General features: G+C 74.2%; 1 protein-coding gene. It reads left to right on the top strand.

What is annotated here, in order from left to right; translation table 11 throughout:
* A partial coding sequence (locus tag ACFPZN_RS56670) for a cytochrome P450 (RefSeq protein WP_378293796.1) occupies positions 1 to 524 on the top strand: 524 nt, incomplete at both ends.

The raw sequence follows: 524 nt of genomic DNA, 5'->3' as shown, positions 1-524 counted from the left end.
GGGCTGGCCACCGCGACCTTCCCGGACGGCTCGACCCCCGACGTCGGCGACGCGGTGCGGGTGGCGGCCAACCTGTTCGCGGCGGGCCAGGAGACCACCGTGCGGCTGCTGGGCTCGGCGCTCAGGATCCTCGCCGAGAACCCCGACCTGCAGCGGCTGCTGCGCGAGGAGCGCGACCGCGTCCCCAACTTCATCGAGGAGACGCTCCGGTTCGACAGTCCGATCAAGGGCGACTTCCGGCTCTCCCGCGTGCCGACCACGGTCGGGGGGGTGGACATCCCCGCGGGCACCACGCTGATGGTGCTCAACGGCGCCGCCAACCGCGACCCGCGCCACTTCGACGACGCGCAGACCTTCGACGTCGGCCGCAAGAACGCCCGCCACCACATGGCGTTCGGGCGGGGCATCCACACCTGCCCCGGCGCGCCCCTGGCCCGCGCCGAGGCCCGGGTCGCCATCGAGCGGCTGCTGGACCGCACGACCGACATCAGGATCTCCGAGCGCGTGCACGGCCCGGCCGGCGA

Source organism: Actinomadura rugatobispora (genome assembly GCF_042656285.1).
GTDB lineage: Bacteria > Actinomycetota > Actinomycetes > Streptosporangiales > Streptosporangiaceae > Spirillospora > Spirillospora rugatobispora.
This window is presented reverse-complemented; position numbering and strand designations above follow the sequence as displayed.